The organism is Pseudonocardia xinjiangensis (genome assembly GCF_012911925.1).
Lineage (GTDB): Bacteria > Actinomycetota > Actinomycetes > Mycobacteriales > Pseudonocardiaceae > Pseudonocardia > Pseudonocardia xinjiangensis.
On record NZ_JAAXKY010000013.1, the window covers coordinates 1 to 13,254 of the forward strand.

The following is a 13,254-nucleotide window of genomic DNA, read 5'->3' on the forward strand; positions in this document are numbered from 1 at the left end:
CGCCGACACCGCCACCCCACCGCCACCGCGGCCACCACCGCCCGAGCCGGACGCGTACGCGCTCGCCCGGTTCCCGCCGTACTCGGCCGACGCGGATGCCCGCGCGCTGTAGGAGTGGCTGCAGCGGACGCCGGGGCTGCCGGTGCAGGACGCCGAGGCCTGCGCGCTCCCAGGCCGGACGGACACCGCCGCGCTGGTGGCGACGTACCCGTTGCCGAAGGTTCCGGCACCCGACCCGGACGCCAGCGCCCGGGCGCTCGCTCCGCCCGCGGCGCCGGCGGCGGCGCTCCTGGCCCGGAAGCTGTAGGAGCAGCGGGAACCCGCGCTGCCCTGGCACGCGGCTGCGGCGACCGCCCCGTTGGCCTCCGCCTGCGCCGCGGCGCTCGTGGCGCACCATCCGGTGCCGGACCCGCCCGCGCCGCCGCAGCGGGCGGCCGCCGCGGCGCGGTTCCCGGCGGTCCGGCTGCTCGCGCTGCTCGTCGAGGAGAAGCTGTACCGGCAGGTCGAGCCGGCACCGCCCTGGCATGCGGCGGAAGCCTGGGACCCGCCGGCGCCGGCACCGACGCGGCTGACGCCCGCGCACCGCCCGTCGGCCCCGGCCGTGCAGTCGGTGCTCGACGCGGCCTTGCTGGTTCCGCCCGGCGCGGCTGCCTGCGCGCCGCCCCCGGTCCGGGTGCGGCACGCGATGCCGGTGCAGTCGGCGGTGACCTCGGCGGCGCCGGCCATGGCGTTCCCGCCCGTGCCGACCTGGCAGACGCCGGCGGCCGCACAGGTCGCGTTCGACGCAGCGCGCACCGCCGGGCCACCGACCGTCGTGGTCGTACTCGACGCGCGGGTCGCACAGCCGGTCGTGCTGCCGTCGTCGCAGGCCGCGGTGATCGAGGCGGAAGTGGTGGCGAACCGCTCGCCCGCCTTCGCGTCCGGCGCGGTGGTCGAGGTCGCCGTGGTCGCGCTGATCTGCGCCTGGCACGCGGTGGTGGCGTCGCAGCGGGTCTCGCCGGTGGCGGTGCTCCGGCTCTGCCGGCCGTCCGGCCCGGCGACGGACGCCGTGGTCCCGGTCGCGGAACCGGTGCAGCCGGCTTCCGGGCAGACGATCCGCGAAGCGGCCCGACCGGCACCCGAGACGCCCGCGACGGGCTTCGCGCTGTCGCCCGTGCCGGTGGTCCGGCCCGAGTCGCGCTGGCTGGACGCGGTCGCGTCGCTCGCCACCACGCAGCCGCTTTCGGCGGCGACGCAGCCCGCGGTCGTGTGCGCACGGCCCGGCGTGCCGTCCGTGCCGCCGGTCGTCACGGCAGCACACCCGGTACCGGCGCACTGCGCGACCGCGCTCGACTGCGCGAGCGTCGCCGGCGCGTCCCTGACCGGCTGCGCGGCCAGGTCGGCGGCCTCGGTGGCTGCCTGGCGTGCCACCTTCGCTGCCTGCGCAGCGTCGGCGGCGGCCTTCTTCTGCTCGTCGGTGGCACCCGCCCGCCTCCCGGCGTGAGCGGCGTCGGCGGCTGCCTGCTCCGCCTGCTCGGCCTGGGCGGCCATCTGCTCGGCGGCGGTGTTCTGCTGCTCCGCGACGATGTCGGCCACGACCTGGCCGGATCCCGCGGAGGAGTCGGTCTGGACACGGCAGCCGCTCTGGTCACTCGTGCAGCTGCCGCTGGAGCTGGAGGTGCCCGTCGCCGGAGGGCCGCGCGCCCCGCCGGACCCGTTCAGGGAGTTCGGGCCGTCGGTGCCCGACGCGGACGTCCGCGCGGTGCCGGTGCAGGCGTTCCCGCTGCCGGCGCAGTCCATCGTGGCCGAGGCCGTCGTCCAGCTCGACGCACCCGGCACGGTCGGGCCGCCGGAGTTCGCGCTCGATCCCGGCGCCACCGGCACCGGCAGCGTCGCCGGCTGGTCCGGCCCCTCCGGACCGCCCTGCTGCCCGTCATCCTGCTGCTGGTCACCCGACCGGCCCGACTCGCCGGACGGCCCGATGGTGCCCTCGCTGACCGTGGCGTTCGCGGTCGAACGGGCCTGCACCAGCGGCGCGATGACGTTCGCGTCCGGGCCGGAGGAGGCGCCCGAGTTCGTCACCGCCTGGCAGATGCCGCCGGCGACGCCCTCGCAGGTGCCCTCGCTGCGCGAACCACGGGGGTCCGGTGACACCGCCGGATCGGTCGCGGTGGCCTCGCTGGTCACCTTCCCGTCGCAGCGGGTCTCACCCTCACAGGTCAGCGCCGCGCCGGCGGCCGACGCCGCGGACGGGCCCGGGATCAGCCGCGAGGTGGTGACGGGCTTCGGGTCGCCGGTCGCGTCCACCTGCGGTCGGTCACCGGCCAGCGCCAGCGCGGCACCGGCCCCGGTCGAGGCGGTCGACACCGAGCGCACGTCGCATCCGCCCGTGCCGCCGTCGCAGGTCGCGCTACCGGTCGAGACACGCGGCGCTCCCCCGTTGACGGCACCGTCCCAGGCCTCGGTGCCGGTGGTCACCGCACCCGTGCAACCCGCGTCCGCACACTGCAGGCTCGCGCTCGACGACGCCGCCGAGCTCGGGCCACTGGTCGGCTGTCCCGCCACCGGCAGCCCGGTGTCGGGGTCGACGACCACGAAGTCCGGGGCCGAGGACGCGGCCGATGTGGCCTCACCGGCGCACCCGCCGCCCGTCACGGTGCAGTCCGTGGTCGCGCGGGTGCCGCGGGCCTGCGGGGACACCGCCGTGTCGCGGGCGCTCGTCCCGGCCACGGCCGTGCCACCGCAGGTGCCGTCCGCGCCGTCGCAGCGCACCTGCGCCGACGCGTGGGAGACGCTCACCGGGCCGGACACCGCGGTCACACCCTCGGCGGCCTCGGCCGGGTCGCGGTCGGCGACCGTGGTGTCCGCAGCAGTGGAGCAGTTCCCGCCCGCGCCGTGCACCGTGCACTTCGTGGTGGCCGTGCTGTCCCGCACGCCGACCACGTCGCCCGAGGCGGCGCCGGTCGTCGTGCTGATGGCAGCACCGCGGCACTCGGCGATGGCGCAGTCGGCCTGCGCCCCGGCCGTGCTGGACGCCGCCAGCTCCCGCTCGGGCGCGCCGTCCGCGGCGGCCCGCAAGCCGTCGGTGCGGGCGGCGGTGTCCGTGACCTCGGAGGCCGACTCGGCACCGCAGGTGCCGGCGGTGGTCTCGCAGGTCGAGGAACCGCTCGTGGTCCGCACGGCCGGCTTGGCGCCGGCAGCCGCCGCGCCGGTGACCGTGCCGGCGGTCGTCGTGTCGGCCCTGCCGGTGCAGGCCGGGCCGTCGCCGCAGTCGACGTTCGCGCTCGCCGTGCTGGTGGCGAAGCCGTCGCCGTCGCTCGTGACGGTCGGCGCGTCGTCGTCGAAAGAGGCCGTCCGGACGTCGGCCTGCTCGTCAGTGGTGCTGCCGACCCGGGTGCCGCTGTCGGCGCGGCAGTCGCCGCCGGCCGCCTCACAGGTGGCCTCGCCGTTGCTCGTGCGCTCCGCGCCGGCCGTCAGGCCCTTCGCGGTGCCGGTGGTGGCGGCTCGCCCGGTACCGGTGCAGCCGGCGCCGGCGCCGGCGCAGTCGACCTCGACGGCCGCGGTGCTCGCGCCGCCCGCGTCCCGGTCCCCGGCGGTGTCGCCGTGGCCCGAGCCGGACTCCGCCGAGCAGCCCCCGTCCGCCACGGTGCACTCCGCGGTGCCGGTGGTGGTCGCCTCCGGCGCGGCCGGCTCGGTCGCAGCCGTCGCGGTGCGCTCGGTGGCGGCCCGGTCCGTCGCACTGGTGGTGGAGGCCGCGCGGCCGGTGCAGCCCGTCGCCCCGTCGGCGCACCTGGTCGCGCTTCGCGTCCGTGCACCATCGCCGGACCAGCGGTCGCCGACGGCCACGGAGCTGGACGTCCCGCAGCCCACGGCAGCCGCCTCGCAGCGCGCGGTGCTGCCGGCCCGGCGGGTGTCCTCGCCCTGCACCTGCGTGCTGGAGGCGATCTGCACGTCCGGCCGATCGGTCGCCCCACCGGAGCTGGAGCTGTCACAGACCCCCGCGGCCGTCGTGCACCCTGCCTCGGCCCCACCGGAGTCGGCGTACGTGTTCAGGTCGCACCGACCGGTGCACGACGCGGCCGAAGCGGTCTTCTCCCGCTTCGCCGTCGGGGGCGCGTCCGCGTCCTCCTGGGACGGGCCGCTGCTCTCCCCGCGACAGGCCCCGGCACCGGTTCGGCATGTGCTCTCTGCCATCTGCGGAGTCGCACGACTGGACTGCCCGCACCCGGTCGCATCACCCGTGCAGCGCGCCGACGCGGTGGTGACCGTGCCGTCCTCGGCGCGGCTCGACGTGCTGCTGCCACAGCCCTGGTCGGCGCCGGTCAGCGTGCAGGAGGCGGAGCCCTTCGACTCCCCCGCCGACGTCTGCACGCCACACCCGGACGACACTCCCGCCAACGCCACGCACCGGTCGGTGTCCTTCTCTCCGTCCGCGCCGCGGCTCACCGCCCCGCACGCCACGAACGCCCCGCTCGACCCGCAGCCGGCCGCCGAGCCCTCACCACCACGGCTGCGCGACGGCACCGAATCCGAGACGTCATTACCGGTGGCGGCCATCAGCTCGTCGGTCGCCTCGTACACCTCGTCGCGCTGCGACTCGTACGTGGCGACGTTCTGCGCGTGCGCCTTCTTCGTCACCGTGCCCGCGGCGACCTTCTTCTCCTCCGCCGCCAGCTGCTTCTCCCGCGCAGTCAGCGCACGGTGTCCGTCGACCACCTCGTCGACGAGCTCGGCCCGTTCCGGCGACAGCTCCGCGCGCTCCGCTGCGACCTGCTTCGCCAGCTGCTGGTGCTTCTTCTCGTCCTTCGCGTACGCGGCCTTGGTGACCTCACCCGAGGCGACCTTCTTCTTCTCCGCCGCCAACCGCGCCTTGCTCTGGTCGACCTTGATCCGGCCCTCGAGCACCCGCTCGGTCTGCTCGGAATCGTCGTGGTCCTGCCGCTCCCCGAACCGGCTCGCGGAGTAGCGGTACTCGTCCTCGCCGGAGGGAGGACCACGAGGATCCGCTGCCGAGGACACCCCCGGCCGCACCGCCGCACCACCGGCGCAGCCCCGGCTGCCCGCCTCGGTGCACGCCGCGCGCAGCGACTCCGTTGCCCGCAGCGCACCGGAGATCGACCGGTCACCGGAGTCCACCGCGCGCGTCCCGGACGCCGCCTGCTCACCTGACCGGGCGCCGGTGCGCGCCTGCTTCTCCGCGAGCGCGCCCTTCAGCGCGAGGTTCGTCGCCGCCGGTTGTCCCCTCCGATTGCGCTCCCCCGCCGCGCCCTCGGGAACACCTTTCGCGGTGCGCACTGCCCGGAGCGCATCGGCAGCCGACAACGTGGTGTCCCGGGTCCCGGCGGTGCCCTTCGCCGCTGTGCGAGCAGCGGCGGTCCGGCCCGCATCGCCGGCCACCCGCTTCGCGCCGGCCGGTTCCGTGCCGGCGCGCTGTCCTGCCGTCCCGGCAGCCTGCCCGCGGGTCGCGGCGGCGCGTTCGGCGTCAACCGGCGCCGTCGCCGCTGCGCGGTCTCGACGGCCGGCCGGCTCGGCGCCCTTCCGGCCCACCGCGTCCGCGGCCCTCCCCGCGCGGTTCTTCGTCCCCGTCGGCTTCTCGGCAGCCTTGGCGGTCTTCCCCTTGCCGGCCTTCGGCACCGGCTGCTCCTCCGCCGCCGTCTTCCGGGGCGGCTTCTTCTGGGCCGGCCCCTTCACTGCAGCCTTCTTCGACGTGGGCTTCCGCTCCCCCGCCCGCTCGGCCGACCGGGGAGCGTCGCTCGAACCCGCCTGACCGTCCTTGGCAGCGACCGGCTTCGAGCCGGCCTTCTTGTCACCGGAGTTCTTCCCAGCAGCCTGCTGTCCGGCCTTCTTGGCCGGCTTCGGCTCGACCTTCTTGCTGTCGGACTTCTCAGCGGGCTTCTTCGCCGGCTTCGCCCCGGGCTTGGTGTCGCCGGGCTTGGCGTTGCCGGTCTTCGTGTCACCGGACTTCGTCGCCGTCTTCTTCTCGGGCTTGTTGTCCGGCTTCGACTCGACCTTCTTGGTGGTTGCCTGCTTCTCCGACTTCCCACCGCCCGACGAACCGGAACCGGAATTCGAACCACCATTACCACCAGCAGACTTGGTGTGACCTCCCTTCGACATCGCCTGCTGCGCAGCCACCGGAACCACCACCGCCGCCGAAGCGGGAGACGCTGCAAGGAACGCCGCCCCCACCCACAGCACCACCACAGCACCGGCCAGCCCGAGAAGCCACCGCAGCATCCACAGCAACCGCTCCAGCGGCGACGGTCGCAACCGCACGGGCGCAGCAGTACGCGCGGCGAGGCCCCCGGCCCCACCCCCGCGCACCGACACCACACCCATGACAGATGACTCCTGACGTCACCGAAGAGACAGCCGCTCAGGGCCCCGCACCAGCAGGGACACGGCCGGAATGAAGACACACAGACGCACACCGGAGGTGTCACACGTCGCGCCTGGGGCAGCGACCCGCGACCGACCTCGCACCGCCACTCCCCCGGCTGGTTCGCCCGTCGCGAGCCGTCAGCGACCGACGAGAACCTCGTGGAGTGATCGACACGAAGAGTGCTGTCCGAGGGTGAACGCCAGTGGTTGCGGCGGTGCCATCGTGGCGACACGTCGATGACGATCGGGCGTCCTCGCAGAAGGGGTGGGGTTCGTCGCAGATGCTGTGGGCTCTGCGAGGAACGCAGTCGGCGCGCGTTCACACGGCCGCAATGCGCGTTTACGACATCCGCTGACGGGCGAGAGCCTTCCCGATGACGCGGGCACCCTCGGGGAATCGGTCGGGGTTCGGGCCGGAGTAGTTGAGCCGGATGAACGGGCCGGACGGTTCGGCGGGGAACCATTCGGTGCCGGGCGCGATCGTCACGCCGTCGGCTTCGCAGTCACGGGCGAGCCGGTCGAGGTCGGTCTCGTCGGGCAGGCGGGCCCAGAGGTTGAGACCGCCGCGGGGTACGTGGTCGAGGTGGGCGTCGGGGACGTGCTCGGCCAGGCTGTCGATGAGCAGGTCGCGGCGGGCGCGCAACTGGTGAGGCAGGTTGCGCAGGTGGGTGCGCCATCCGGGCTGTGTGACGACGTCGAGGGCGGCGGCCTGCAGGAGACCGCTGACGTACATCGACTCGGCTCCGCGGTCGGCGAGGATGCGGTCGCGGGCGGGGCCACGGGCGATGACCGCGGCGACGCGAACGGCCGGGGACACGCTCTTGGTCAGCGAGCGCAGGTAGACGACGTGGCCTGCGTCGTCGTGCACGGCGAGCGGTTGCGCGGTGGTGTCGATCCCCAAGTCGTGGGCCCAGTCGTCCTCCACGACGAAGGCGGCGTGAGCGCGGACGACGTCGAGCACCTGCGCCGCCCGTGAGGGCGGCCACTGCGCGCCGGTGGGGTTGGCGTACGTCGGCTGCGCGTAGAACACGCGTGCCCCGGTCTCGGCGAAGGCGCGCGCGAGCTCGTCCGGGTCCGGGCCGGTCGGTCCGCTCGGCACGGGGACGACGGGCACACCGGCTTGCGCCGCGGCGAGGATGGCACCCCAGTAGCTCGGCGACTCCATGAGCAACGGCTGCCCGAAGCCCACCAGCGCCCGGAAGATCGAGCTCAGGCCGCTCTGGCTCCCGGGCAGGACCACGACGTCCCGGGGTGCCGGCGGGGTGACGCCCACCGGTGCGGTCTCGGCGAGCTCGTGGGCGAACCAGGCTCGTAGCTCCGGCAGTCCGGCGGCGGGAGATCGGGCCACGGCCGCGTCGGTGCGGGCGGCGCGCGCGAGCGCGGCGCGCACCAGCCGCTCCGGGAGGAGCTCGCGGGCGGGGTACCCGGCGTGCAGGCCGATCCCGTCCGGAGAGCTGAGGCGCATCGGCGTCGACACGGGCGGGATGCGCGCCGGTGGGGAACGCAGGGCCCCGGTCTGCCACCCGTAGTCGGGAGGCCGCACGGTGCGCACGGCGCGGGTGAACGTCCCCACGCCAGGCCGGGGCTCGACGAGCCCGAGCCTGCTCAGGGCTCGCATCGCCTTCTGGACCGTGACGGGACTGGCTCCGTACTCCGCCGTCAACGCCCGGTTGGACGGCAGCCGGGCGCCCGGCGGCGCCTGCGCGATCCAGGCGCGCAGACCCGCGACGATCCGGGCAGCGCTATCGTCAGCCATGTCGAGACAAGATAGCGCTACTCGGATTTCGCCGGCAACGTTATCGCCGTCGCGGACGGGCCTGTGGTGGGGGCTGCTGGGAGTGGCGGCGTTCTCGTTCACCGTCCCGTTCACCAGGGTCGCCGTCGGGGGGCTGTCCCCGCTGTTCGTCGGCTCGGCCCGCGCGGTCGTCGCCGCACTCCTGGCCGCCACCGCGCTCGCCCTGGCCAGGCAGCCCCTGCCGACGGGTGCCCAGTGGGTGCGGCTGGCCATCGTGGCCGGCGGCATCGTCGTCGGCTTCCCGCTGCTGACCTCCTATGCGCTCACCACCGCCTCGGCCGGTCACAGTGCCGTGGTGATCGCACTGCTCCCGGCGGCGACCGCTGCCATGGCCGTCGTCCGCGGCAAGGAACGCCCGCCGCGGTCGTTCTGGATCATGGCCGCGGTCGGCGCCCTCGCCGCCGTCGTGTTCGCGTCCCTGCAGGGCGGCGGGATCGGGCAGCTGCACCACTCGGACCTGTTGCTGTTCTGCGCCGTCGCCGCCGCCGCGATCGGCTACGCCGAGGGCGGCCTGCTCAGCCGCGAGCTCGGTTCCTGGCAGACGGTGTCCTGGGCGCTCGTGCTGTCCTCGCCGCTGATGATCACCCTGACGGTGGTCTCGACGCTCCAGCAGCCGCCGTCGGCGACGCCGGCCGAGTGGGCGGCGTTCGCCTACCTCGCCGCCGTCAGCATGTTCCTCGGCTTCTTCGCCTGGTACCGCGGCCTGGCCATCGGCCCGATGGCACAGGTCAGCCAGGTGCAACTGGTCCAGCCCGTGCTCGGCATCAGCTGGGCGGCACTGCTGCTCCGCGAGGAGCTGACCTGGCCGACCGTCCTCGGCGGTGTCGCCGTCATCGTCTGCGCCGCCATCGCCGTGCGCATCCGCCTCGACCCGCCGGCCCGTGCCGGGGCCGTCACACCAGAGCTGGAGCGGTGCGCAGCGCCGAGCCGCGCAGGCGAGCGGCGTCCTGGCTGGGAGGAGCGCCGAACTGGCGGCGGTACTCGCGACTGAACTGCGACGGGCTGTCGTAACCGACGCGGTGGCCGACGCCGGAGACGTCGCTGGACTGCATGGCGAGCAGGAGCCGGGCCTCCTGCAGCCGGATCTGCTTCTGGAACTGGATGGGGCTCATCGCGGTGACCGCCTGGAAGTTGCGGTAGAAGGCGGACAGGCTCATGCCGGACAGCTGCGCCAGGTCCTCGACACGGAAGGACTGCGCGTAGTGGTCGCGGATCCACCGGACCGCCCGGGCGATGTGGCTGAGGCTGCTGTCGGCGAGACCGAGCTGGCGCACGACGGCGCCCTGCTCACCAGTGATGAGCCGCCACAGGATCTCCCGCTTGATCAGCGGTGCGAGCACCGCGATGTCGCGTGGCTGGTCGAGCAGGCTCAGCAGCCTGATCACCGCGTCGACGAGCGCGGCGGGCGCGTCGTTGACAGCCATGCCGGACGGCGCGCCGCCGCCGGCGGGCGGGAGGTCACCGGGGGCGGCCTGCAGCAGCAGCTCGGCGACGGTGGCCGGGTGCAGGACCAGCCCGAAGCCCATCGCCGGCCGCTCGGGGCTCGCCTCGGTGAACTGGCCGGTGATCGGCATGTCCACCGAGGCGATGAGGTACTGCCCGGCGCGGTACTCGTACACGCGGTCGCCCAGCGCGATCCGTTTCGCGCCCTGCGCGATGAGTGCCATGACCGTTCCCGACATCGACGGAGACGGCGGCGTCGACTGCTCGACCTGCGACACCAGGACACCGTCGATGGCGGTGGTCGCGTCGGGCCGGGCATGCCGAGCGAGCAGGGCACGCAGCCCGTCGAGGTCCATGATGCGATTGAAGCACGATCCCAGTACTCCACAAAGCGGGAGGATCAGGCAAGAGATCAGGAGCATCGTTCTCACGTTTCACCAGGTCACGATGCTTACATGGACGGGTCGACATCCCAGGAGCACACGACAGCTCCACGATCCCAGGGACTGCCCCCATGAGCGTCAACCACGGTTTCCACGCCACCATGACCGCCCGACCCGGGAAGGGTGACGAGCTGGTCGAGTTCCTGCTCGACGCGCCGTCTCTGTCCAACGAGGACTGCGTCGTCTTCCTGGTCAGCCGCTCGGCGGGCAACGGGGACACCGTCCACGTCACCGAAGGCTGGACCAGCGAAGAGGCCCACGGCAGGTTCTTCGCGACCGAGGAGGCGCAGGTGCTGGTCGCCAAGCTCCAGCCGCTGCTCGCGGGCGAGTCCCGGTACACCGACGAGGTGCCGGTGGGCGGCAAGGCCGCCTTCCGGGACCGCTGACCGGCCACCGTCGTCCCGATCACCGCACCACCCCACGTGAGGAGCCACCGTGAACCAGGCACGCCCCGGCATCGACCCCCAGCTGCACGCAGTGCTGGCCGACATGCCGCTCATGTCCCAGCTCAGCCCGGAGGTGGTTGCGCAGCTGCGCCAGGCCCCGTCGACGCCGGTGGAGACCTTCCTCGACGGTCGCGCCGTCGACCGGCGCGAGGTCACCGTCCCGAGCCCGGACGGTGAGCGGATCCCGCTCTCGATCTTCAGCCCGGCCGGTGCCGAGCGCTCCCCAGCGGCACCGTGCGTCTACTGGATCCACGGCGGCGGGATGGTCATGGGAGACCGCTTCTCGAACATCGACATTCCGCTGGAGTGGCTCGACCGGCTCGGCGCCGTCGTGATCTCCGTGGACTACCGGCTGGCACCGGAGGTCAGCGGCACCACCCTCGTCGACGACTGCTACTGCGGCCTGCTCTGGATTGCCGAACACGCCGACGACCTCGGCATCGATCCCGCCCGCATCGTCGTTGCGGGCGCCAGCGCCGGTGGTGGCCTCGCCGCCGGAGTCACGCTGATGGCACGCGACCACGGCACCCCGGCGATCGCCGCCCAGGTGCTGATCGGCCCCATGCTCGACCACCGCAACATCACCACCTCGAGCCGGCAGTACTCGGGCGGACCCGGCGTCTGGACGCGTAAGATGAACGAGTTCGGATGGCGGTCGGTGCTCGGCTGCCTCCCCGACGAGGACGTGCCCGGTTACGTCTCACCCACGATGGCCGACGACCTCTCGGGACTGCCGACCACCTACATCGACGCCGGTACGGCCGAGGTCTTCCGCGACGAGGACGTCGAGTACGCCACGAGGATCTGGGCGGCAGGCGGCCAGGCGGAGCTGCACGTCTGGGCGGGCGGGTTCCACGCGTTCGACGCGCTCTACCCACAGGCGCCGGTCTCGGCCGCGGCCCGCCGGACGCGCAGCGACTGGCTCACCCGGGTCCTGAGCCCCACTTCCCCCGCGCCGTCCGCGTCCCCAGACCTTCCGGAGCAGGCTCTCCAGCCGACAGGGTGAGCGCCATTGCGCGCTGCGGACCGGTTGCCCAGCGGTCAGGCTCCGTCGTAGTTGGTGACCAGTTGTCCCGATGATCCAGAAGGTGTCACTCCGTCGCCATCAGCCCCTGTTGCGCTGTGTCGCCGCCTCACCCCGATCGGGTGGCAGCGGCTCATGGAGCCAGGAAGAGGAGTAGATGGACGACCTCGAGCACCACAGGTTGAACCGGCGCAGGATGTTGGCAGTGACGGGTGGGCTGGCCGGTCTGGTCACCCTGGGCGGCGTCTCGCCGGCGCAGGCCGGCGAGACGACCGGCCAGGGGCCGGGCGGCAAGAGCCGGGACTGGTTGCCCGGTGACCACCACATCCACAGCGAGTTCAGCGTCGGATACGACGAGTCGACGTCGCCCCCGACCCCGATCATCGCGGGCGATGCGATCTACCCCATCGCGACGAACGCGACCAACGCGGAGCGCTTCGGTCTGCGCTGGATGGTCTCCACGGACCACGGCGGCCCCAACCACTCCAAGCTCAACGCCGAGCAGGCCTACCCCAGCCTGCTCGACTCCCGTCGCAAGGTGCCCGGTGTGCTCCAGTTCTACGGGATGGAGTTCGACACCCCGGCCGCCGACCACAGCAGCCTCATCATCCCCAAGGTCGCCGACGAGCGGGACATCCTGTTCTCCCTGGAGAGCCGCTTCGCCAAGCGCGACGCGTTCCCCAGCGACCCGGTCCGCGACACCGAGCCCAAGATGCTCGAAGCGCTCCGCGCGATGCGGGCCCTGCGTGACCGGCCCGTGCTGTTCGCCAACCACCCCGCCCGATCGGCCACCGGCCTCGGCGTCTACGGCCAGGACACGCCGGCCGAGTTCCGGGCCTGGAACGACACCGCACCCGAGGTGTCGGTCGGCTTCGAGGGCGCACCCGGACACCAGGCCGGCACGCTCAACCGCGACGGGAGCCTCGACCCGAACGGCGAGCGCGGCGGATACGGCAACCACCCCACCATGGGCGGCTTCGACCAGATGACCGCCCGGCTCGGCGGGCTGTGGGACTCCCTGCTCGGAGAGGGCCGCCGCTGGTGGATCACCAGCACGTCCGACTCCCACGTCCACTACACCGATGGTGGCTCCGACTTCTGGCCCGGCGAGTACTCCAAGACCTACGTCCACGCCACCGCGGACTACGCCGACATCCTCGACGGCCTGCGCAACGGCCGCATCTTCGTCACCACCGGCGACCTCATCGACCGCCTCGACCTCACGGTCTCCCGGGCAGGCCGCGGTGACGGCGGCCCGAACCAGGCCGCGGTCGGCGAATCGCTGCTGCTGCGCGGCCGCGACGACCGCGCTGCCGAGGTCGAGGTACGCATCCGGGTTCCCAAGACCCCGAACGCGCACGGCGACCGGCCCGTACCGCGCCGCATCGACATCATCGGCGGAATGATCACCGGACCGGTCGCCACGCCCACGGTCGACACCAACCCGACCACCACGGTCCTGGCGCGCTTCGACGAGTCGAACTGGCGCCGCGAGGGCGATTGGATCGTCGTCCGGCACTCGATCGATGTGCCCGGGGCGATGTACGTACGGGTCCGCGGCACGAGCACCACCGAGCTCGAGCCGGAACCCGACGCCCACGGCGCCGACCCCTGGGCCGACCTGTGGTTCTACTCCAACCCGGTCTTCATCCGCCGCTGACGATCAGCCCGGCGTGTGGGCCTGCGACCAGGGTCCACGCGCCGGGCGCGTGGCGCGCCCGCAAGCCCGGCCAGGGCGGGTCG

General features: G+C 73.7%; 7 protein-coding genes. 4 read left to right on the forward strand and 3 right to left on the reverse strand.

What is annotated here, in order from left to right:
* The coding region (locus HF577_RS06525; protein ID WP_169394833.1) for a hypothetical protein at positions 1 to 6,318 on the reverse strand (6,318 nt) is incomplete at its 3' end.
* 382 nt (positions 6,319 to 6,700) lie between these two features.
* Entirely contained in the window at positions 6,701 to 8,116 is a 1,416-nt protein-coding gene (locus HF577_RS06530) for an aminotransferase-like domain-containing protein (RefSeq protein WP_169394834.1), read from the reverse strand.
* Here HF577_RS06530 and HF577_RS06535 point away from each other — a divergent pair.
* Positions 8,115 to 9,146 (forward strand): DMT family transporter, encoded by a 1,032-nt coding sequence (locus tag HF577_RS06535; protein ID WP_169394835.1) that lies wholly within the window; start codon positions 8,115 to 8,117, stop codon positions 9,144 to 9,146. The two genes, HF577_RS06530 and HF577_RS06535, sit on opposite strands and share 2 nt — an antisense overlap.
* On the opposite strand, the gene HF577_RS06540 is transcribed toward HF577_RS06535, so the two are convergent.
* On the reverse strand, positions 9,049 to 9,954 hold the full coding sequence (locus HF577_RS06540) for an AraC family transcriptional regulator (RefSeq protein ID WP_169394836.1): 906 nt from the start codon (positions 9,952 to 9,954) through the stop codon (positions 9,049 to 9,051). The genes HF577_RS06535 and HF577_RS06540 overlap by 98 nt on opposite strands.
* Before the next feature lie 158 nt (positions 9,955 to 10,112).
* On the opposite strand from HF577_RS06540, the gene HF577_RS06545 reads away from it, so the two are divergent.
* The 3 genes from HF577_RS06545 to HF577_RS06555 all read left to right on the forward strand — a co-directional run bounded on the left by HF577_RS06545 (position 10,113) and on the right by HF577_RS06555 (position 13,171).
* Positions 10,113 to 10,427 carry a putative quinol monooxygenase gene (locus tag HF577_RS06545; RefSeq protein ID WP_169394837.1) on the forward strand — a complete coding sequence of 105 codons (315 nt, stop codon included), beginning with the start codon at positions 10,113 to 10,115 and terminating at the stop codon, positions 10,425 to 10,427.
* Between the two features lie 49 nt (positions 10,428 to 10,476).
* Positions 10,477 to 11,493, forward strand: coding sequence for an alpha/beta hydrolase (locus tag HF577_RS06550; RefSeq protein ID WP_169394838.1), 1,017 nt, complete (start codon positions 10,477 to 10,479; stop codon positions 11,491 to 11,493).
* Positions 11,494 to 11,668: 175 nt separating this feature from the next.
* On the forward strand, positions 11,669 to 13,171 hold the full coding sequence (locus tag HF577_RS06555) for a CehA/McbA family metallohydrolase domain-containing protein (RefSeq protein WP_169394839.1): 1,503 nt from the start codon (positions 11,669 to 11,671) through the stop codon (positions 13,169 to 13,171).
* The last annotated feature ends 83 nt before the right edge of the window (positions 13,172 to 13,254 follow it).

Coding starts and splice junctions, on each gene's coding strand:
- HF577_RS06535 (WP_169394835.1), top strand. CDS start 8,115: ATGTCGAGACAAGATAGCGCTACTCGGATTTCGCCGGCAACGTTATCG.
- HF577_RS06530 (WP_169394834.1), bottom strand. CDS start 8,116: ATGGCTGACGATAGCGCTGCCCGGATCGTCGCGGGTCTGCGCGCCTGG.
- HF577_RS06540 (WP_169394836.1), bottom strand. CDS start 9,954: ATGGACCTCGACGGGCTGCGTGCCCTGCTCGCTCGGCATGCCCGGCCC.
- HF577_RS06545 (WP_169394837.1), top strand. CDS start 10,113: ATGAGCGTCAACCACGGTTTCCACGCCACCATGACCGCCCGACCCGGG.
- HF577_RS06555 (WP_169394839.1), top strand. CDS start 11,669: ATGGACGACCTCGAGCACCACAGGTTGAACCGGCGCAGGATGTTGGCA.